Source organism: Halobellus ruber, assembly GCF_014212355.1.
Taxonomy (GTDB): Archaea; Halobacteriota; Halobacteria; order Halobacteriales; family Haloferacaceae; genus Haloquadratum; species Haloquadratum rubrum.
Window position 1 is genome coordinate 127,208 of the sequence record NZ_JACKXD010000004.1, and the last position, 20,322, is coordinate 147,529.

Below are 20,322 nucleotides of genomic sequence, written 5' to 3' on the forward strand. Positions count from 1 at the left end.
GCGCGGGAGAAAGCGCGTACACCCCGTCGCCCGCCGCGGGTCGTGGGCGGTCGACCCGCCGCCCCCCACTCATATCGCCACCACATACGCGACTGTGTACGCGACTCCGGCGAGCGTGAGCGCCGCGAGTCCGGCGAGGAAGCCGGCGACCGCGGCTCCGACCCGCCCCGCCGTCGCGCCGCCGTCGCGCCGGAACGAGGCGTAGCCCGCCCATACGCCGACGACCGCGGCCAGCGGGACGACTGTGGCGCCCAGGACGTGAGCGTCGACGATGGTCGGCCGCGGGAGGACCACGGCGGCCGGCGCGTACGCGAGTCCGGCCGCGGCACGCCGGTCGAACGCGTCCCGGAGTCGGTCGATGTGACCCATCCGGTCGCCCGCCACCCGCGTGAACGCCGCCACCCCCAGCCAGACGGCCAGCAGTTCCACCGCCAGAACGCCGAGGAGGTCGAGGGTCGGATCCGCAGCCAGCGAAACCCGCCCGGCCCACACCACGGGCTCGAACGGCGAGAAAAGCGGCGGCGGGGCCGCCAGGAAGACGTCGCCGAACGGATGCGACAGGAAGCCCACGCCGGCGGCGGCCGTCACGCCCATCGTCGACAGCCCCACCCGCGCGGCGAGGACCCACCCCGCGGCCGCCACGCAGGCGAGGAAGCCGGCGGCGACGACCGCCGCCGACGGGGAGACGGCGGCCCGGAACCCCGCGAGCAACAGGGCCGCACCGGCCGCGGCGGCACCGGCGAGCGTGACTGCCGCAGTCGATCCGGACCGACCCCGATCGGCGCCCGGCGACCGCCGCCGCCCGACTGCGACCGCCGCGGCGAGCCACAGCGTCGCGACGCCGCCGGTCGGGAGCGTGTGGGTCACCACCCGGTGGGTCGCGTTCGCGACGCCCCAGAAGGCGTCCCAGCCGAGCGGCGCCCCGCCGGCGACCGCGACGGCATAGGTGCCGACCGCATAGACGACGTCGAGGTCGGGGAGGAGGGCGGCGACGGCAGCGACCACCCCGGCGTGGAGCGCCGTCCGGTCGGAACAGCCAACCTGGAGCGCCCCCCACCCGGCGAGCGCGAACGCCAGGAACTCGTGGCCAACGAACATCGCTCGTCTCCGGGTTCCCGGCGCGGCGGATAGGTCTTCGGTTGTTCGAGGCCGCGACATCCCGGCGACCACCACCGGGGTTTTGGGAGCTCAAGCCGAACCGCGTGGTATGGACGCGACCGAGATCGACCACGTGAAGCTCCGGATTCCCGCCGACGGCGTCGACGCGGCGCTTTCGTTCTACCGCGACGCGCTCGGGTTTTCGATCGACGGGATGGACCGCTACGACTCCGGGGAGAAGCCGTTCTTCTCGGTCCGGCTCGCGCCGGGCGCGGTGATCCACGTCGAACCCGACGAGGGGTTCGAGCCGCCGGCGGGGACCGCCTACGACCACGTCGCGGTCCGGATCGATGACACCATCGCGGGGATCGAACGGGACCTGGAGGCCGCAGGCATCGGGATCGACCGACGGCTCGACCCTCTCGGCGCGACCGGCGTCGCGCCCGCCGTCTACGTCACCGACCCGTTCGGCTACCGGATCGAACTGAAAGCCGAACGGACGGACGCGGAGTGAACACGGCCCTCGGGGGTGACCGCCGGGGGCGTGCCGCACGGCCCGACACCGAACGGCTTTTTTCACCGCTCGCCGTCCACACGGCTATCCGATGGCCGACCTGGTCCCCGATCCCGACGGCGCCGGGCAGCGCGCGGGCGCGCTCGTCGTCGTCGCCGGCGTCGCCCTCCTCGCTACCGCCCTCCTGGCCGGTGCCGCACTCGCGCCCGACGTCGGCGGCGCCGGCGCCGGCGAGACGCGGGAGACGCTCGTCGGTTCCCACGGCGGCGGCCCGGGGCTCCACGAGCGGGGGTCGGTCTACCTGCTCGACGGCCGCGACATTGCGTGGCGCGCCGGCGACACTGACAGCTACTTCGACGTCACGAAACTCGAAAACGGGAGCGTGATGGCCGGGTTTATGCAGAGCGGCTACGAGGCGTGCGGCCCCTACGAGTCGCCGTGTGCCCACACCGGCTTCCGGGTCATCGACCCCAACGCCGACAGCGACGCGCCCCCGGAGATCGTCTACGAGTACTCCTTCCCGGTCCGGACCGAGAAGAACAGCGAGGTCCACGACGTCGAACTGCTTGACTCCGGGGAGTTTCTCGTGACCGATATGGACCGCGAGCGGATCTTCACCGTCCGCGGCGGGACGGTTACCTGGCAGTGGAACGCCAGCGAGCGCTACGACGCCCCCCCGGACCCGACCCGGACCGACTGGCTCCACATCAACGACGTCGACGTGATCGGCGACGATCGGTACCTGGTGTCGGTCCGGAACGCCCACCAGCTCGTGGTCGTCGAGCGCGGCGAAGGCGTCGTCGAGGTGATCAACGAGGGCGACGGAACCCGCGGGGACCCGACGCTGCTCCGCCAGCAGCACAACCCCCAGTGGCTCGGCAACGGCAGTGTGCTCGTCGCCGACAGCCACAACGACCGGATCGTCGAACTCGAACGCACCCCCGACGGCGAGTGGCGGGTCGCCTGGGAGATCTACGCCGCCGAGGGCGTGAACTTCAACTGGCCGCGGGACGCCGACCGGCTGGAGAACGGCAACACCCTGATCACCGACTCGCTGAACAAACGGCTCGTGGAGGTCAACCGGTCGGGGGCGACCGTCTGGAGCTACAACACCCCCGAGGTCCCCTACGAGGCCGAGCGGCTGCCCGAAGGGGAGACCGTCGGCGGGGTCTCGTACGCCGACACCGACAGCGGGGACGACGACACGACGACCATCGGCCGGCAGCGGGATATCCCCGTGCTTTCGTTCCTGCTCGTGGTCTTCCAGACGGGGATCCAGACCCCCTTCTGGTTCACCGAGTTCCACGTCGCGGTCACGCTGGTGTCTCTCGTCTCGGTCCTCGCAGGCCTGGGGCTGATCGTTCGGGCTCGCGTCCGCGCCCGCGAGTGATCGCTCCCGACCCGGCGTCGACGGAGCCGTCGGGCCACCCTTTTGTCGATCCGGCCGGACTCCGAGGTATGGCCGACACCGACCCGTCCGACGGTTCCGGAACGGACGCCGGCGCGGACGACGGTTCCGAGGGCGACGGATCCACCTCCGACGACCTGGCGTGGCGGACGACCGGGAGCGAGGTCGAGTACACCTGCCCGGGGTTTGCGGTCCGCCGCGACGACGTGATCCTCCCGGACGGCACCGAGACCGACTTCCACTCCGTCGAGGACCCACCCGCGGTGGTGATCCTCCCCTTTACTCCCGACGGCGACGTGGTCGTGATCGAGGAGTGGCGGCAGGCGGTCGGCCGCGTCAACCGCGGGCTACCCGCCGGCACCGCCGACGCCGACGACGCCGATCTCGACGCGGTCGCCCGCCGGGAACTCGCCGAGGAGACCGGTCACGAGGCCGACTCGCTCCGATATCTGTGCGCGGTCGAACCCGCGAACGGACTGCTGGACAGCGTCCACCACTACTACGTCGCCCGCGGCTGCGAGCCGACCGCCGAGCCCGACCTGGATTTCAACGAGAGCATCCGCGTCGAGGTGACCGACTACGACGACCTGCTGGGGGCGGTCCTCGACGGCGCCGTCCGCGACGGCCGGACGATCCTCGGGGTCACCAGGTACGAACTCGCCGACCGGTGGCGGTAGGGGTACTGTTTAGGTTGGACCGGTTGGACTGAAGATACCTCGAAAGCCCCCGGCGTCGGGTGGGACTGAAAGGGGCCGGCGCCTTTCGAGGTAATCCCAGTTTCACTCGCACATATGCACACTGCCGGGACAGGGAGGGAAGGATTTTGACCCGCGGCGCCGTATGCCGAGTGTGTCCTCCGATCCGACTTCGCTCGACCGCCCCGACGACGTCGCACCGTCGCGGTCCCCCCGCGCCGTGCTCCGCGCGGTGGCCGTTGCGATCCTGCTCGCGACGGTCGGCATCGTCGTCGGCGTGGCGCTCGTCGGCGGCGCCGTCCTCGCGCTCACCACCGCCGGGGTGAGAGTCACGCCCGTTCTGGGGCTCGTGCTCTCCCTGGCGCTCGCGACCGGCGTGGGGTTCGGCGGCGTCGCACTCGCGTACCTCCGGTACCGCGGCTCGGGGCTCGACTACGTCGGCCTCGGGGTGCCCTCGGTCCGCGAGGTCGCGTACGTCGTCGGCGGCTACGTCGCGTCGTTTGCGCTTCTGATCGCCGCGTCTGTCGTCCTCACCGCCACCGGCACGGAGGCCGCCCCGAACACCGTCGCCGAGGTCGGGATGCGGAACCCCGAGGTACTCCTCCTCCTGATCCCGGCGTCGTTCCTCCTGATCGGTCCCGGCGAGGAGCTGCTGTACCGCGGCGTGGTCCAGAACCGGCTGGGGGAGGCGCTGCCGGCGCCGGCGGCGATCGTCCTCGCGAGCCTGATCTTCGCGTCGATCCACTTCTTCTCGCTTGCGGGCGCGCCGCGGGCCCGACTCGTCAGCATCTCGGTGCTGGTGCTCCCGACGCTGGTGTTCGGGACGATGTACGAACTCACAGACAACATCGCCGTGCCGGCGCTGATCCACGGCGCGTACAACGCGACCCTGTTTTCGCTGCTGTACCTCACGCTCCGGTTCGCGTCGGGCGGGACGAACCAGTTCCCCGAGGCGGCGGCGTTGCTTCCGGCCTAACTCGGCGGGTCAGAGCGCGGCGAAAAGCGTCCACGCGAAGTACGCGCCGCCGACGAGTAACACGACGCCGACGACCTGGACCAGCCTGAGCCAGCGGGTCGGCACGCCGCCCGCGTCGGCGCCGTCGCCCCCGGTACCGTCCTCGCCGTACCGGCCGTACCGGTCCCGGGGGAGCCGGCCGGCGGTCTGGATCCGGACGATCGTTCCCGGCGCGGCCAGGCAGACGACGCCGAGCGCGACGCCGAGCACGGCGGCCGCGAGCGTCCGGACGTCGACCATCAGCCGCGGAGCTTTTCGATCCGCTTTTCGACCGGCGGGTGCGTCGAGAACAGCGCCGCCAGCCCGCGGCCCTCGCCGAAGATACACAGCGCGTTCACCTGCTGGTCGACCGCCTCCTCGCGGCGTTCGTTGGCGCTGCTGATCTTCTCTAAGGCCCGGGCGAGCGGCTCACCGCCGCCGATGGCGTCGGCGGCGTCGCCGTCGGCGACATACTCGCGGTACCGGGAGATGGCGAAGACGAACACCATCACCAGCATCTGGGTGATCTGGCCGACGACGATCGCGAGGAAGAAATCGGCGATGTCGTTGTCGCCGGAAAGCAGCACCGCCCACTGGGCGACGATGGCGACGATGGAGGCGACGCCCTGCCCCAGCACCATCATCACCACGTCGCGGTTGGCGATGTGCGCAAGCTCGTGGGCGAGCACGCCCTCGACCTCCCGGGAGTCGAGCCGCTGGAGGAGCTCCTCGCTCACGACGACCGTGCCCGCGCCTTTTCTCCCCACGGCGAAGGCGTTGGGCACGCCCATACGCGCGATCATCAGCCGGGGCTTCTCGATCCCCATCGATCGCGAAAGCGACTCGACCTGCTGGTGGATCTGCGGGTAGCGATCCTCCGGGAGGTCCTCCGCGCCGACGCTCCGCAGCGCCATCCACTTGCCGATCTTGTACTGGACGCCGACGAAGAGGACGCTTCCCACCAAGACGAGCGAGAGCGGCCACCCGAAGACGCCCATCACAACCACGGCCGCGACGGCGTAGAACGCGAACAGGATCGATCCGACGACCGCCATCCGCGCTTTCAGTCCGAGGTGACGCATACACCCGGCGGTTGTCCATCGGCACGGAAATATTCGGCGGGTCGGCCGCAAGCCCCCGGAGAGCGGTTCAGGGCGCCGCTCGGCGAGATGCGACCATACTTACCGATCCACGACCAGACCCGAGTATGCGCGATCACTTCGAGCTTCGGGACGGGGACGCCGCGGGGCGGATCGGCGAGCTCTCGGTCCCCCGTGCGGGGGTGACCGTCGAGACCCCGGCGTTGATGCCGGTGATCAACCCCAACATCCGGACGATTCCGCCCGCGGAACTCGAATCGGCGTTCGGCGCGGAGATCCTGATCACGAACGCCTACATCATCCACTCCGGCGAGGACCTCCGCGAGCGGGCGTTGGCGGAGGGGCTCCACGGGATGTTAGAGTTCGACGGCGCCATCGTCACCGATTCGGGATCGTTTCAGCTCGCCGAGTACGGCGACGTCGAGGTGACGACGCGGGAGATCCTCCGGTTCCAGCACGAGATCGGCGCCGACGTCGGCACCCCCGTCGACATCCCAACGCCACCGGACGCCTCGCGGGAGCGGACCGAGGCCGACCTCGAACGCACCGAGACCGCGCTCGCGGACGCCGAAGCCGTCGACACCGGCGAGATGCTGGTGAACGCGCCGGTCCAGGGATCGACGTATCCGGACCTCCGCGAGGAGGCCGGCCGGCGCGCGGACGCGACCGATCTGGACGTGTTCCCGGTCGGCGCGGTCGTCCCGCTGATGAACGGCTACCGCTACGCCGATATGATCGACGTCGTCGCCGGCGCGAAGCGCGGCCTCGGCCGCGACGCCCCGGTCCACCTGTTCGGCGCGGGCCATCCGATGATGTTCGCGCTGGCGGTCGCGGCGGGGTGTGACCTGTTCGACTCGGCGGCGTACGCCATCTACGCCCGCGACGACCGGTATCTCACCGTCAGAGGAACCGAACACCTCGACGATCTGGACTACGTCCCGTGTTCGTGTCCCGTCTGCACGGATCACGGCCCCGACGAACTCCGCGCGCGCGAGGACGGCGAGCGCGAGCGGCTGCTCGCCGCGCACAACCTCCACGTCTCCTTCGCGGAGATCCGCCGGATCAAGCAGGCCATCCGGTCGGGAAACCTCCTGGAACTCGTGGAGGCGCGGGCGCGCGGCCACCCCCGGATGCTCGACGGCTACCGTGCACTGCTGGACCACGCCGACCGGCTCGAACGGGAGGACCCGGTCTCGAAGGGCTCGTTTTTCGCGCTGTCTGCGGAGTCAGCGCGGCGGCCGGAGGTCCGGCGCCACCACGACCGCCTCGGCCGCCTCGACGTCACGGGTCGGGTCCTTCTGACCCGGGGCGGGGCGCCCTCCGGCGACGATTACGACGCGGTCTGGCGGGTCGTGCCGCCGTTCGGGCCGTTCCCGCGGGCGCTGTCGGAAACCTACCCGCTGACCGCGACGGTGCCGGACCGCCCCGATGTGGCGGCGCAGCGGGCGGCCGCCGAGGGGGTCTGCCGGGTCGCGGCGGCGAACCCCGACGCCGACCTCGTGCTCGCACACGAGGGGTGGGCCGAGTCGGCGCTGGCCCGGCTCCCCGACGACGTCGCGGTCGAGTCGCGTTCGGCCCGGAGCGACCCCGCCGACGGCGGCGAGTAACGGTCCCGACGCGGCCGACCCAAAACATACTATCTCTGTCACATACGTGAACTGTGTAGGAACGCGAACGGACAGATAATTTATGCCCCCCGCCGATTGGGGGTGTATGACCGACTACTTCGAGGTATACGGGCGCGACGGGGCCGCCCGCGCCGGGGAGCTCCGGCTCGCGGACCCGCTTTCGACGCCGGCGCTGGTCGACGACAGCGTCGAGGACGGGGGGAGCCTCTGGAACGAGGACCGCGAGGTTCCGCGCGGCTACCGGGCGCTCCTGACCGTCCTGCCCCACCGGTCGTTCCCGGCCGGCACCGACGAGGCGGTACAGGACGCCTTCGCCGTCGACTATCCGGACGTCGACTACCCGAGCGCCGCGGTGGTCACGAGCGACACCGCCGCCGACCACGGCGCGGACGCGTACATCCTCTCGGACGCCCCGGGGTTCGTCGGTCACGCCGCGAAGTTCCGCGACGAGATCATCGCCGCCCGCGAGGCGCTGCCGCCGGACGCCGCGCTGTATCTCTCGGGGGTCGCCACGCCGCGGAACGCCGCTACGCTCGTGTACGCCGGCGTCGACCTGCTGGACGCAAAGCGCGCCCGGGTCAGGGGATCGGAGGGGTTCTACCTCACCCGGGAGGACGAGCGGTTCCTCGCGGACCTGACGGAACTCCCGTGTTCGTGTCCGGCGTGTCGCGGGAAGCGGACGGTCGCGGACGTCGACCCCGACGCCGACTCCGCGGCCGCGGCCGAGGCCCGGGAGGACCCCGCGGTGTTCGACCGCGAGGACTGCGCCGACCACAACGAGTACGCGCTGGAAGCCGAACTCGCAACCGTCCGCCGGCGGATCCGCGACGGCCGGCTGCGCGATTACATCGAGGGCCAGGCCCGCCACGACCAGTGGCTCACCGCGGCGTTCCGGGAGTTCGACGACGAGTACGCGTACGTTGAGGAGCGAACCCCCGTGATTCGCGACGCCGAACTCACGGCCGCAAGCGAGGACACCCTCCGGCGCGTGGAGATCCAGCGGTTCGCCGACCGGGTGACGTCCAGATATCGGAACCGCTTTGCGAACCCGTTGGTGCTCGTGCCCTGTTCCGCAAAGAAACCCTACAGCGAGTCACAGAGTCACGAGCAGTTCCACGACGCGATCCAGTACCGCGGGCACACGGTCTCGATGACCTCCCCGATCGGGGTGGTGCCGATGGAACTGGAACTCACCTACCCCGCCCAGCACTACGACGCCGTCGTCACGGGCCGGTGGTCCGAAGACGAGATCTCGTTCGTCGCGAACGTGCTCCGGCAGTACCTCGCACGCAACGACTACCCCCGAGTGATCGCGCACGTCCCCGACGGCGGCTACCGCGAGGTCTGCGAGCGCGTCGAAGCCGACCTGGACGTTGCATTCGAGTACACCGTGGCCGACCACCCGACCGACACCGACTCGATCGCGAACCTGATGTCGACGCTCGACGGCGAACTGAAGTACGGCAAGCGGGAGCGCCAGCACAATACGGTCAAAGCGCTCGCGGACTACCAGTTCGGCCCCGACGCCGGCGACGACCTCTTCGCGGACGTGGAGTTGCAGACGACGAGCCGGTACCCCAAGATCCAGGTTCGGGATGGAGAGGGGGAAGACGCGGACGGCAACGGCGGCGAACAGCTCGCGACGATGGTGCCGCAGTACGGCGTGCTCGCCTTAACCCTCGCCGGCGCGCGGGTGTGGGACGAGTCCGACGCGCCCACGAAACGCGTCGAGATCGACGAGTTCGTCCCGCACGGCAGCGTGCTCGCGCCGGGCGTCGTCGACGCCGACGAGGGGATCAGAGTCGGCGACGAGGTCGTCGTCGAGGGGCCGCAAGCGTACGCCGTCGGCCGCGCGCGGATGTTCGGGCGGGAGATGGCGGAATCGACCCGTGGGGAGGCGGTCCAGGTGCGGCACGTCGCGGAAGTCGACGGGTAGCTACCGGATCGAGCGACAGCCACCGTTTTGACCGCCCGTCCCGCTCCTTCCGGTATGCCCCCGACCGTCGCCGCCTGCCAACTCGCGGTCGACGACCTCGCGCCCGACGCCAACCTCGCGGCCGTCGAGTCCCGCCTCCGCGGCCTCCCCGAGGCGGTCGACGTCGCCGTCTTCCCCGAGTACGCGCTCACCGGGTTCGTGCCCGAGGGCCGCGTCGCCGACGCCGCACTCCCCCTCGACGGCGACCGGATCGACCGCCTCGGCGACCTCGCGGCCGCCGAAGACACGGCCCTCGTCGTCGGGTTCGTCGAAACCGACGGCGACGATCTCCACAACACGACGGCGTACCTCGCGCCCGACGGCGACGTCACAACGTATCGAAAACGACACCTCCGGGGGCGCGAGGCCGAGGTCCTGACCGCCGGCGACGACCTGGTGACCGTCGACACCCCCGCCGGAACCGCCGGGATCCTCACCTGCTACGACCTCAACTTCGTCCGCGACAGCGCCGACCTGGTCGACAGGGGAACCGACGCGCTGTTCGTCGGCGGCGCGTGGCCCGCGGCCTACAGCGAGAACTGGCGGCTCCTGCTCCGCGCCCGGGCGCTCGACGGCGTCCGGTGGGTCGTCGGCGCGGGGCGGACCGGCCGACGGGAGAACGTCGGCAGCGAGGACGGCGCCGACGCCGTCGCGTACGCCGGCCGGTCGCTCGTCGTGCGACCCGACGGCGGGATCCACGCGGCGCTCGACCGCCGGGAGGACGACCTCGTCGCCGAACTCGACCCCGACACCCTCGCGGCGCACCGCGAGTTCGTCGGGTCGGTGTAACTCGAAGAGTTCGTTCGAACGAGAGTCAGGGTTTGGACGTGCGAGTGCTGCTTATACTGTTGGCTATAACTACATGAAGGTTTTCGGCACCCCAGGGTGCCGAAATCCTTCACGCGACTATAGCCGACAGTATTACGTACCCACATCGGGTGGGACTGGAAGGGGCTGGGCTCTCGACGAAGTTGTCGAGAGCGCAGCTCTCGTCAGCCAACCAGAACGCTCCGCGTTCTGGTGAAGACGCGCGACGTAAGCACTGCAGGAGCGAACGAAGTGAGCGACGAAGCGCACAGCGAGCGCATCGAGTCGAGAGCGCAGGGGCTTCCGAAGTCTGCCGCTTTACTGCGGTCATAGACTCTCGCTTGATCACGCAGCCGTCGTAAGGACGGCGACTTTTTCACCCCGGCCGCCCACTGTGGACGTATGACAGACGACACCTCGGAGGCGGACCGCGAGATCTCCCTGGGCGTCCCGCGGGGCGTCCTCGACTCCCTGCCGGAGGACGGCGACAGCGCCGCCGCGGATATGAAGAAGGCCGTCGCGGGGCTGGAGGGCAGTCTCAACGACGCCATCGACGCCGCGGACTCCGACTCGGAGGCCGCGAGCCACGCGGTCGACGCCGTCGAACACCTCGAAGAGCGGATGGAGACCTACGACGAGTTCGTCCCCGAACTCCGGGCGTGGGGCCAATCACCCATTTACGCCATCGCGTGGCGGAACCTCTACGCCGAACTGATCGCCCAACTGTACGATCACGACTGGCTCGCCGCCCAGATCGACCGCGAGCGCAACTACCGGCTGGTCGAGGACGGGATCCGGTTCGGCAAGGACTGATCCGGACTCGGCTCCCGGCCGCCGTTGCGCTACGGTCGACAACCGGCCACTGATCGCAGACACGCAGCGACGCGGCCGTGCGGCCGGAACGCAGCACGGACGCGCACCTTTTTGCCCGGCGGCACCCACTACCGGGTATGTCGCTGGAACTGCGGTTCTTCGCCACCTTTCGCGAGGCGGTCGGGACCAAGACCATCACCCGGGAGTACGACGCCGCAACCGTCGGCGACGTTCTCGTCGCGCTCGAATCCGAGTTCGAGGGGCTGGCCGGGCAGATCATGGAGGACGGGGCGGTCAAATCCCAGGTGAACGTGCTCCTGAACGGCCGCGATGTCACCCACGAACGGGGCGTCGACACTCCGGTCGACCCCGACGACACGCTGAGCGTCTTCCCGCCCGTCGCGGGCGGCGGGGGGGCAAACGCGTGACCGGGACCCAGGTCACCCGCACGAAGTCCTACCGCGGGATCTCGCTGCGACTCGCCCGGGAGTACCTGGTCAAACTCGGCGGCGAGGCGGTCGCCGAGGACCGCGTCGAGGCCGCCGACTGGGCCGCGTCGCTCTCGGCGGAGAAAGTCTCGATCGGCCCCACGGTGAAACTAACGGAGGTGACAGTCGTCTTCGAGGGGGAGGAGGGGACGCTTGCGGACCTCGTCCCGCGGTTCTCCCAGAAGGCGATGCGCGCGGGTGGGTGAGACGCCGTCGGACGGCCGCGGCGACGACGATGCCCACCGGGACCGGTGGAGTCGGCTCCCGTCGGGCCGGGGGCCGACGCCCGCTGCCGACGCCGACGACGGGTCGTCGATCCCGATCGACGGCGACGTGTTGCTGTACACCGGCGCGACGGCGAGCGTCGGTCCCGAACGGATCGAGCCGCTGCTCCGGACGGCGCAGGCGTTCCTCCGCGAGCGCGCGGCGACGTACCGCCGGCGCTACGAGTCGGCGTTCGTCGACGACGAGCGGCGGATCCTGCTGGTCCCGGAGGGCCACTGGAACGAGGTCGGCGACGAGTTGGGCCTGCCGGAGCGCGAGGTCGACGCCGTCCGCCGGGCGCACGCCCAACAGCTCAGACGGCTCGGATCGAAGACGGACAGACGCGAGGAGTTCGAGACCGGCCTGGAGATCCGCGAGGCGGTCGTGCTCGGCGACTAATCAGGATTCGTGACCGGGTTCCTCGGCGGGCCCGTACCGTTCCTCGACGGCGCGGAAGTACTCGCCGAGGAACGTTCGGTCCTCGCGTCCGCTCCCGTCGGTCGCGGCGTCGGGGTCGGCGGGGAGATCCGGATCAGTCGTCGGCTCGAAGTCGCCGTCGCCGTCCGGATCCCCGAGTCGGTCGGTTCCGTCGTCGGCGTCGACGGCCCGCTCGACGTCGACGAGGAGGGCTTCGAGTTCGTCGCGCGGCTGGTGGCACAGGCCCCGGTAACACTCCTTACAGAGGTGCTCGAAGGATTTCCCGTGTCTCTCCCAGCGGTTGCCCTCCTTGTCGTACTCGCGGGCCTCCGAGCGGGGGAGCGACGTGCCACAGGCGATACAGACGACCGTCGTCCCGTCCCGGTTGTTCCGGGAGCGCCACATACCTCGACCCACGACCCACCGCCACTTAGCGTTTGTCCGTGACGCCGACCGGCGGTCCGGTCGCACCCGAGCGGACGCTCCGAATCCACGTCCCGCGTCATTTATCGGCCGGCCCGCCGTGGGGCCGCGTATGCAGGTCAAATCCCGACACCACCTCCGCGCAGACGAGATCGACGACCTGGAGGCGACCATCGCGGCGGGGACCGGCGTCGACCTCGACGGCGACACCTACGAGATGGTCGAACTCGCGGACGAGCCCTTCGACGTCGTCCTCGTCGACGGCGACCCCGACGTGGTCCGGTTCGACGGCGGCGAGGCGTTCCTGACCGTCCGGGGCGCGAACCGGAACGAGGTGACGACGGGGATCGTCACCGTCGATTCGGGCGCGATCTCGTTCGTCAGCGACGGCGCGGACGTGATGCGCCCCGGGATCGTCGACGCCGACGCCGACATCTCGGAGGGCGACCTGATCACGATCGCCGAGGAGACTCACGGCAAGACCCTCGCGATCGGACGGGCGCTGGTCGAGGGGTCGGAGATGGTAGGCGAGTCGGGGAAGGTCGTGGAATCGATCCACCACGTCGGCGACGACCTCTTCGAGTTCTCCGTCTGAGACGGACCACCGTCCGAGCGGCCGATATCGGCGTGGTACTCGATGACGAGGAGAGCCGGCGTGTCACGAACTGAACCCGCGTCAGACACCCGTCTGACGTAAGAACTAACCCGGTACTGGCGCTTGTGGGTTCTATGGGAATTATGAGCAAGATCGTCGGCGGTGGCGGACAGCACACGACTGACGAGTACCTCGACCTCGACGTCGAGGGGGTCGAGGCGTCCCGCGGCGACGCCGGGATGAGCGTCCGGATCGCGACCATCGGCGGGCGCCAGGACGTCATCGACATCAAAGACGCCGTCTACGACGGCGACCTCGTCATCGCGGACATCACACGCCACACCACGAGCGACGACACGATGAAACGCATCGTCGACGAACTCCGACAGGTCGCCGAGGAGGTCGACGGCGACATCGCCCAGAAGGGCGACGATCAGATCATCGTCGCGCCCACCGACGTCGCGGTCGCCCGCGAGAAGCTGAACTGACGGGGCCTCGGATTTCGGTCCCCGATTCGCCGACGGGGGCCGCGGCACCCGCCGGAACCGACGGCCTTTCCTCCCCGCTCTCCGTACCCCGCCGTAGATGAGCAAGGACTTCATCGAGGTTCGGGGTGCCGAGGAACACAACCTCAAGAACCTCGACGTCCGGATCCCACGCGAGACGTTCACGGTGGTCACCGGCCTCTCGGGGTCGGGCAAGTCGTCGCTCGCCTTCGAGACGATCTACGCGGAGGGTCAGCGGCGGTACATCGAGTCGCTGTCGGCGTACGCCCGAAACTTCCTGGGGCAGATGGACAAACCGCAGGTCGAAGCCGTCGAGGGGCTCTCGCCGGCGATCTCGATCGACCAGAAGAACGCCGCCAACAACCCCCGGTCGACGGTGGGGACCGTCACGGAGCTCCACGACTACCTCCGCCTCCTGTACGCCCGTGTCGGGACGCAGTACGATCCCGTGACCGGCGAAGAGGTCGGCGAACAGTCCGCCCAGGAGATGGTGTCGCAACTCTTAGAGCTCCCCACGGGCACCCGCGCGAAGATCGCCGCGCCGATCGCCCGCGACCAGAAGGGCGCCTTCGAGGACCGCTTCGAGGAGCTCGTCGCCGACGGGTACGCCCGCGTCGAGGTCGACGGCGAACCGTACGACCTGACGCTGGAGACGCCGGACCTCGACAAGAACTACGACCACACGATCGACGTGATCGTCGACCGCGTGAAGATCGACCCCGACGCGCGGTCGCGGATCGCCGACTCCGTGGAGACGGCGCTGGGGGAGGCCGACGGCGTGCTGAAGGTGATCGTCCCCGACCCGCCCGAGGACGTGCCCTTCGGGTCGAACACCCGCTCGACGGGGTCGCTGGCGGAGGACAGCGACGGCGACGACCGGCTGACCGTTGAGTTCTCCGAGGAGCTGGGCAACCCCAACTCCGACTTCCAGTTCTCGGCGATCGAGACGCGGTCGTTCTCGTTCAACAGCCCGTACGGCGCCTGTCCCGAGTGTGAGGGGCTCGGTCAGACAAAGGAGGTCGACGAGGATCTGGTGGTCCGCGACCGCTCGAAACCGATCAAACACGTCTTCGAGGCGTGGTCGTACAACCGCTCGTACTACCGGACCCGACTCGACGCCGTCGCGAAGCACTTCGGCGTGAGCGTCGACACGCCGTTCGAGGACCTCGACGCGGACGTCCGGCGGCAGTTCCTCTACGGGACCGACCGGGAGGTCGTTTTCGAACGCCGGACGAAGAACGGGACGCGCCGGAAGACGAAACGCTTCGAGGGCGTGATCCCGAACCTCGAACGCCGCCACGTCGAGACCGATTCGGACTCCACGAGAGAGCACATCGAGGAGTATATGGCCGTTACCACCTGCCCGGAATGTGAGGGGACGCGGCTGAAAGAGCAGTCCCGCCACGTCCGGGTCGCCGGCACCTCGATCACCGAGGTCAACCGAATGAGCATCGGTGACGCCTCAGAGCACTTCGAGGGGCTCGAATCGGAGTTGACCGACCGGGAGCGCACCATCGCCGCGGAGATCCTCAAGGAGATCCGCGCGCGGCTCGGGTTTATGGAGGAAGTGGGCCTCGAATACCTCACCCTCGACCGGGAGGCCTCGACGCTGTCGGGCGGCGAGAGCCAGCGGATCCGGCTCGCCACCCAGGTCGGCTCCGGGCTGGTGGGGGTGCTGTACGTCCTCGACGAGCCCTCGATCGGGCTCCACCAGCGCGACAACGACCGCCTGCTCGACACCCTCGAAGGGCTCCGGGACCTCGGCAACACCCTGCTCGTGGTCGAACACGACGAGGAGACGATGCGCCGCGCCGACAACATCATCGATATGGGCCCCGGCCCCGGGGAGCGCGGCGGCGAGATCGTCGTCCAGGGCGACTTCGCGGACGTCTGCGACGCCGACGACTCGGTCACCGGCGACTACCTCGCCGGCCGGCGGTCGATCCCGGTGCCCGAGACGCGCCGCGATTCCGACGCCGCGATCACCGTCCGCGGCGCGCGTCAGCACAACCTCCGGGACCTCGACGTGCCGATCCCGGTGGGGGCGTTCACCGCGATCACCGGCGTGTCGGGGTCGGGGAAGTCGACGCTGATGCACGAGATCCTCTATAAGGGCCTCGCCCGCGAGATGAACGACAACACCTCCGTCGACCCCGGCGACCACGACGCGATCGAGGGGACCGAACACATCGAGACCGTGCGGCTGATCGACCAGTCGCCGATCGGCCGGACCCCGCGGTCGAACCCCGCGACGTACACTGGCGTCTTCGACCACGTCCGGAAGCTGTTCGCGGAGACGAAACTCTCGAAGCAGCGCGGCTACGAGAAGGGGCGCTTCTCGTTCAACGTGAAGGGCGGCCGGTGTGAGGCCTGCGGCGGGCAAGGAACAGTGAAAATCGAGATGAACTTCCTCTCGGACGTGTACGTCCCGTGTGAGGAGTGTGACGGCGCACGCTACAACGACCGCACCCTCGACGTGACCTACAAGGGCAAGACCATCGCCGACGTGCTGGATATGGAGGTCTCCGAAGCCCTGGACTTTTTCGAGGCCAACTCCCAGCTCCGGCGGCGGCTCCAGCTGCTCGACGACGTCGGGCTCGGGTATATGACGCTCGGACAGCCCTCGACGACGCTGTCGGGCGGCGAGGCACAGCGCGTGAAGCTCGCCGAGGAGTTGGGGAAAAAGCAGACCGGCGAGACGCTGTATCTGCTCGACGAGCCGACCACCGGCCTTCACAAGGCCGACGAGCGGAAGCTGATCGAGGTGCTCCAGCGGCTCACCGACGCCGGCAACACGGTCGTCGTGGTCGAACACGAACTCGATCTGGTGAAGAACGCCGACAACATCGTCGACCTCGGCCCCGAGGGCGGCGAGGGCGGCGGCGAAGTCGTCGCCACCGGCACCCCCGAGGAGGTCGCGCGCGTCGAGACGTCCCACACCGGCCGGTACCTCCGGGATCTCCTGCCCGACGTCGACCTGGAGGGGCCGCGTTCGGACCGGCGGGCGCCGGCGATCGCCGACGACGACGATTGAACGGCTCCCTCCCCGCACCGATCCCGACGGCGGGTCCAAGTGGCTGCGTCCCCATCCGCCGCGTATGCTCACCTGTTACGCGGCGTCGCGGGCGGGGGTCCTGGTCGTCCGCGGACTCGAAGGCGACGCGGCAGCGCCGACGGCCGACGGCCCAGTGCGGACAGCCGACCACGTGGCGACGACGGCCGACTACACGCTCCGTCGCGACGACGTGGAGTGTGTCGACGCCGCGCCCGACGCTTCCGACCGCGTCTTCTGCGGAACGTTCGAGGGAGGACTTCATCGGTCGACCGACGCCGGCGACACCTGGGCGCGCGTCGGCGAGTCCGCGCTCCCGGCGGCGGTGACGAGCGTGACCGTCGCGCCGCACGACCCCGGCGTCGTCTACGCCGGCACCGAACCCAGCGGCGTCTACCGATCGACCGACGGCGGGGCGACCTGGGCGGAGCTTCCGGAACTCACGGCGCTGCCGTCGGCCGCGGAGTGGTCGTTCCCGCCGCGGCCCGACACCCACCACGTCCGGTGGATCGAGGTCGACCCCGCCGATCCGGAGCACCTCTACGTCGCGGTCGAGGCGGGGGCGCTCGTGCAGACGAGAGACGGCGGCGACACCTGGGAGGAACGCGTCGTCTCCGCCCGTCGCGACACCCACTCGATGGCGATCCATCCCGACCGACCCGCGGTCGTTCGCGCCGCCGCGGGCGACGGCTACGCCGAGAGCCGGGACGCTGGGGAGACGTGGACCTACCCGCAGGCGGGGCTCCGCCACCGCTACTGCTGGAGCGTCGCGGTCGATCCGGGCGACCCCGGCCGGGTACTCGTCTCGTCGGCGGCGGGCGCACGCCGGGCACACACCCCCGGATCGGCGGCGTCGTACCTCTATCGACGGGGCGACGGGACCGATGACAGGGACGACGCGAGCGCCGGAGACGGGACCGCCGAGTGGGAGCGCCTCGACGACGCCGGCGTCCCCACGGGCGAAGGGGTGCTCCGGCCCACGCTCGCTGCGGGGGTCGAGGCCGGCGAGTTCTTCGCGCTCACCGACCGGGGGCTGTTCCGGAGCCGCGACGGCGCCGAGCAGTTCCGCGAAGTCGACATCCCGTGGCCGTCGGCGTTCCGCGACCGGACGACCCGCGGGCTTGCTGTCGTCGGATAGGCCGTCGCCGGCGAGCGTTCATATACGAAGCCGCGGCCACCCGGCGTGTGCGATAGGGAGGGCCCCGCGTCGGGCAACGATTGCTCGGCACGTCGACGCGGGGAGCGGGAGTGCCGACTGTTCGCCACCGCGCTACGCCGACGCTCGGACGGAGAAGGTATTTGAGCGCGCGACCGGTACGGTCCGGTAATGTACGACTTCGCGGTCGTCGGCGTCGGTCCCGCCGGCGCGCGGTTCGCCCGGCGCGCCGCCGAGGCAGGGTACGACGTCGTCGCGTTCGAGCAGGGGACCGTCGGGACGCCGCTTGCGTGTTCGGGCCACGTTAGCACCGACGTCTGGGGGTACGTTCCCGACGACGCGAAGGCCGAACTCCTTCAGAACCGCGTCTACGGCGCTCGGTTCCGCGTCGGCGGCCCCGACACGGCCGCCCACCCGTTCTACAAGTCCGAGGAGATCTCGAACGTGATCGACCGGGTCGAACTCGACCGGACGCTCGCGGCGTGTGCCGAGGATGCGGGCGCGGACGTCCGGGAGCACCACACCGTCGTCGACGTCGCGGAACGCCACGACGCCGTCGACCTCACGGTCTCGCACGCCGACGGGACCGAAACTGTCCGGGCAAAGATGGTCGCGGGCTGTGACGGCCCGACCTCCCGGGTTCGCCGGCAGCTGGATCTCCCGGAGCCTGCGGAACTCCTCCACGGGGTGCTCGCGTTCGACCCCGCCCCCGACGACGGCGACTTCGTCGACGTCCATCTGACGGCGCCGCGCTTCTTTGCGTGGCGCATCCCCCGCGGCGACGCCGGCGTCGAGTACGGGCTTGCGGCGCCGCCCGGCGAGTCGGTCAACGAGCTGTTCGACCGGCTGACCGGCGTTTACGGCGTCGAGACCGAGCACTTCTGTTCGGGCGCGATCCCGATCGGGCCGCCGGAACGGGTCCACAGCCGGCGGGCGTTCCTGATCGGCGACGCCGCCGCCCAGACCAAGCCGTTCACCGGCGGTGGGATCCTCTACGGGATGACCGCGGCCGACCGGGCCGCCGAGGCCGTCGACCCGGACGACCCCGGATCGATCCGCGACTACGAGTCGGCGTGGCGGTCGGCGCTCTCCCGGGAAATCGCCCTGGGCCGTTGGATCCGGCGGGCGTACTCGCTGCCGGCGCCGATCCAGCGGGTCGGGCTGCGGACGCTTTCCGGCGAGATCGGCGTCCATATGGATCGACCGACCTCCTTCTTCTCCCGGGAGCACCTCGCGAAGCTGGTGGGTCGGTAGCGGCCCGAGGGCAAGCCGTCCCTACGCCGCCGAATAGACGGGGAGCCGCTCGGAGACGGCGCTGCCGTCGACGAACGGCAGCGGCGTGCGGACGGCGTCGATCGCGCCCGCGTCGCCGTCGACCGACACCGACTCGCCGCCGGCGTCGAAGTCGACGAGCGCGAGCGCGATCGGCTCCTCCAGCGACGGGCTCGTGACGGCGCGTGTCACCTCGCCGATCCCGTCGCCGCCGACGGTGACGGCCGCGCCGGGGTCCGGGAGCTGTTCGGTGTCGTCGTCGAGCCGGAGGCCGACGAGCCGCTGGCTCGGCCGTCCGCGGTTTTCGACCTTCGAGACCACCTCCTGGCCGACGTAACACCCCTTCTCGAAGTCGAGCGCGTTCCGGAGGCCGAGCACGTTCGGGATCCGGCCGTCGAGTTCGGTCTCGAACAGCGGTGTGCCGGCCTCCGTCGTGAGCGTCTGCCAGGTCCGGTAGCCGAACGGGACGGCGTTCATACCGAACGAAAGCAGGGCTTCGAACACCCGGTCGGCGGCGTCGGCGGCGCAGACGACCTCGTATCCCTCCTCGCCCACGAGGCCGTCGCCGGCGATCACGGTCACGCCCTCGTCGCCCATCGACCCGCGGACGAAGGTCAGTTCCGGCTCCGGCGACCCGGCGCCGTTGAGGACGCTGGCGACCTTCTCGGTCGACTCCGGGCCGTGGACGCCGAAGACCGCGAAGTCGGCCGACGCCGCCCGGACTTCCACGTCGCGGATGAACACGTTTTCGGCCCACGCCTCGGCGACGGGCGCCGCCCGCTCCGGCGGCGTGAAACAAAGCAGCCGCTCGCCGGCGTTGTAGACGTAGAGATCGGTCTCGATGCGGCCCTGCGGGTCCAAAAGCAACGCGTAGACGCCGGATCCCTCGGATTCCGGCACCCGATTCGAGACGGTGTCGTCGACGAACTCGATCCGGTCGTCGCCGTCGACCACGACCACTCCGTACGCCATCTCGATCACGCCGACCCCGTTGCGGACGGCGCGGTGCGTCCGCTCCGGACGGCCGTAGTCCCGGACGAACCGCCGGCCGCCACGGTCGACGAACGTCGCACCGTACGTCTCGTGTATCCCAGTGACGACAGTCATTGATACGGTA

The 20,322-nt window shown here is 70.2% G+C and carries 20 protein-coding genes and 1 pseudogene; 16 read left to right on the forward strand and 5 right to left on the reverse strand.

The window, feature by feature from the left end:
• Window positions 1-69: 69 nt before the first annotated feature.
• Window positions 70-1,098 (reverse strand): metal-dependent hydrolase, encoded by a 1,029-nt coding sequence (locus H5V44_RS12145; protein ID WP_185193401.1) that lies wholly within the window; start codon window positions 1,096-1,098, stop codon window positions 70-72.
• 109 nt (window positions 1,099-1,207) lie between these two features.
• Between H5V44_RS12145 and H5V44_RS12150 the strand changes: the two genes are divergently transcribed.
• From H5V44_RS12150 to H5V44_RS12165, 4 genes are all read left to right on the forward strand, one after another.
• Entirely contained in the window at window positions 1,208-1,612 is a 405-nt protein-coding gene (locus H5V44_RS12150; RefSeq protein WP_185193402.1) for a VOC family protein, read from the forward strand.
• 91 nt (window positions 1,613-1,703) lie between these two features.
• The gene (locus H5V44_RS12155) at window positions 1,704-3,002 is read left to right on the forward strand and encodes a hypothetical protein (RefSeq protein ID WP_185193403.1); all 1,299 of its coding nucleotides are present in this window, start codon (window positions 1,704-1,706) and stop codon (window positions 3,000-3,002) included.
• A 68-nt stretch (window positions 3,003-3,070) separates the two neighbouring features.
• The gene (locus H5V44_RS12160; protein ID WP_185193404.1) at window positions 3,071-3,697 is read left to right on the forward strand and encodes an NUDIX hydrolase; all 627 of its coding nucleotides are present in this window, start codon (window positions 3,071-3,073) and stop codon (window positions 3,695-3,697) included.
• Window positions 3,698-3,860: 163 nt separating this feature from the next.
• A complete protein-coding gene (locus H5V44_RS12165; protein ID WP_185193405.1) occupies window positions 3,861-4,691 on the forward strand; it encodes a CPBP family intramembrane glutamic endopeptidase in 831 nt (276 codons plus the stop codon).
• A 9-nt stretch (window positions 4,692-4,700) separates the two neighbouring features.
• Here H5V44_RS12165 and H5V44_RS12170 read toward each other — a convergent pair whose 3' ends face one another.
• Both H5V44_RS12170 and H5V44_RS12175 read right to left on the reverse strand, forming a co-directional pair.
• On the reverse strand, window positions 4,701-4,970 hold the full coding sequence (locus tag H5V44_RS12170) for a hypothetical protein (protein ID WP_185193406.1): 270 nt from the start codon (window positions 4,968-4,970) through the stop codon (window positions 4,701-4,703).
• The gene (locus H5V44_RS12175; protein ID WP_185193407.1) at window positions 4,970-5,791 is read right to left on the reverse strand and encodes a M48 family metallopeptidase; all 822 of its coding nucleotides are present in this window, start codon (window positions 5,789-5,791) and stop codon (window positions 4,970-4,972) included. The genes H5V44_RS12170 and H5V44_RS12175 overlap by 1 nt, the downstream gene beginning before the upstream one ends.
• A 125-nt stretch (window positions 5,792-5,916) precedes the next feature.
• On the opposite strand from H5V44_RS12175, the gene tgtA reads away from it, so the two are divergent.
• From tgtA to H5V44_RS12210, 7 genes are all read left to right on the forward strand, one after another.
• Window positions 5,917-7,416: a tRNA guanosine(15) transglycosylase TgtA gene (gene tgtA / locus H5V44_RS12180; RefSeq protein ID WP_185193408.1), complete on the forward strand. Its 1,500-nt coding sequence runs from the start codon at window positions 5,917-5,919 to the stop codon at window positions 7,414-7,416.
• 106 nt (window positions 7,417-7,522) lie between these two features.
• Complete coding sequence (gene arcS / locus H5V44_RS12185; RefSeq protein ID WP_185193409.1) at window positions 7,523-9,373, forward strand: archaeosine synthase subunit alpha; 1,851 nt, start codon at window positions 7,523-7,525, stop codon at window positions 9,371-9,373.
• A gap of 54 nt (window positions 9,374-9,427) precedes the next feature.
• On the forward strand, window positions 9,428-10,201 hold the full coding sequence (locus tag H5V44_RS12190) for a carbon-nitrogen hydrolase family protein (protein WP_185193410.1): 774 nt from the start codon (window positions 9,428-9,430) through the stop codon (window positions 10,199-10,201).
• A 420-nt stretch (window positions 10,202-10,621) separates the two neighbouring features.
• Window positions 10,622-11,032, forward strand: coding sequence for a hypothetical protein (locus H5V44_RS12195; RefSeq protein WP_185193411.1), 411 nt, complete (start codon window positions 10,622-10,624; stop codon window positions 11,030-11,032).
• A 137-nt stretch (window positions 11,033-11,169) separates the two neighbouring features.
• Complete coding sequence (locus H5V44_RS12200) at window positions 11,170-11,460, forward strand: ubiquitin-like small modifier protein 1 (RefSeq protein ID WP_185193412.1); 291 nt, start codon at window positions 11,170-11,172, stop codon at window positions 11,458-11,460.
• Window positions 11,457-11,726 (forward strand): hypothetical protein, encoded by a 270-nt coding sequence (locus H5V44_RS12205; RefSeq protein WP_185193413.1) that lies wholly within the window; start codon window positions 11,457-11,459, stop codon window positions 11,724-11,726. The genes H5V44_RS12200 and H5V44_RS12205 overlap by 4 nt, the downstream gene beginning before the upstream one ends.
• Window positions 11,719-12,183: a hypothetical protein gene (locus tag H5V44_RS12210; protein WP_246403963.1), complete on the forward strand. Its 465-nt coding sequence runs from the start codon at window positions 11,719-11,721 to the stop codon at window positions 12,181-12,183. Before H5V44_RS12205 ends, H5V44_RS12210 begins: the two co-directional genes overlap by 8 nt.
• Before the next feature lie 210 nt (window positions 12,184-12,393).
• Here the strand turns inward: H5V44_RS12210 and H5V44_RS12215 are convergent.
• Window positions 12,394-12,606: pseudogene (locus H5V44_RS12215) on the reverse strand (DUF7562 family protein); the annotation flags it as partial.
• Between the two features lie 130 nt (window positions 12,607-12,736).
• Between H5V44_RS12215 and H5V44_RS12220 the strand changes: the two are divergent.
• From H5V44_RS12220 to H5V44_RS12240, 5 genes are all read left to right on the forward strand, one after another.
• Window positions 12,737-13,219, forward strand: coding sequence for an RNA-binding protein (locus tag H5V44_RS12220; RefSeq protein ID WP_185193414.1), 483 nt, complete (start codon window positions 12,737-12,739; stop codon window positions 13,217-13,219).
• A gap of 134 nt (window positions 13,220-13,353) precedes the next feature.
• Window positions 13,354-13,707: a cell division protein SepF gene (locus H5V44_RS12225; protein WP_185193415.1), complete on the forward strand. Its 354-nt coding sequence runs from the start codon at window positions 13,354-13,356 to the stop codon at window positions 13,705-13,707.
• Between the two features lie 97 nt (window positions 13,708-13,804).
• Complete coding sequence (gene uvrA, locus H5V44_RS12230) at window positions 13,805-16,759, forward strand: excinuclease ABC subunit UvrA (RefSeq protein WP_185193416.1); 2,955 nt, start codon at window positions 13,805-13,807, stop codon at window positions 16,757-16,759.
• A 64-nt stretch (window positions 16,760-16,823) separates the two neighbouring features.
• On the forward strand, window positions 16,824-17,915 hold the full coding sequence (locus H5V44_RS12235) for a WD40/YVTN/BNR-like repeat-containing protein (protein ID WP_185193417.1): 1,092 nt from the start codon (window positions 16,824-16,826) through the stop codon (window positions 17,913-17,915).
• A 189-nt stretch (window positions 17,916-18,104) separates the two neighbouring features.
• Entirely contained in the window at window positions 18,105-19,187 is a 1,083-nt protein-coding gene (locus tag H5V44_RS12240) for a geranylgeranyl reductase family protein (RefSeq protein WP_185193418.1), read from the forward strand.
• A 21-nt stretch (window positions 19,188-19,208) separates the two neighbouring features.
• On the opposite strand, the gene ygfZ is transcribed toward H5V44_RS12240, so the two are convergent.
• Complete coding sequence (ygfZ, locus tag H5V44_RS12245; RefSeq protein ID WP_185193419.1) at window positions 19,209-20,312, reverse strand: CAF17-like 4Fe-4S cluster assembly/insertion protein YgfZ; 1,104 nt, start codon at window positions 20,310-20,312, stop codon at window positions 19,209-19,211.
• Between the last annotated feature and the right edge of the window lie 10 nt (window positions 20,313-20,322).